Here is a 255-nt window from a genome sequence, read left to right on the forward strand (position 1 = left end):
TGGTTAAGTTGACCATGAGCATTTAACACTCTGTAGAAGCTGGATTCCGAGGCGATATAAATCCCGTTATCTAATAATGTTGGCACAATTTGCGACGGGGGTAAGCTGGCGTACTCCGCTTGATTGCACACACTTAATATCTGTTGTCGCTCATGTTCTTCGAGTTTATTTGCTGGCTCTGGTCGAGCTGCTGTTGGCCTTAAATCAGCTTGCACTTGACCTTCTCGATACCAACGTCGATAGGTACGCTTACTG

Annotated in this window: 1 protein-coding gene; it reads right to left on the reverse strand. The window is 45.9% G+C overall.

The genetic code is table 11. The features are described from left to right. Window positions 1-255, reverse strand: a 255-nt coding sequence (locus AAEZ02_RS22990; RefSeq protein WP_351125456.1) for a helix-turn-helix domain-containing protein, incomplete at both ends; no start/stop codon positions are given.

The sequence above is a fragment of the Shewanella sp. T24-MNA-CIBAN-0130 genome, from assembly GCF_040310185.1.
Taxonomy (GTDB): domain Bacteria; phylum Pseudomonadota; class Gammaproteobacteria; order Enterobacterales; family Shewanellaceae; genus Shewanella; species Shewanella psychromarinicola.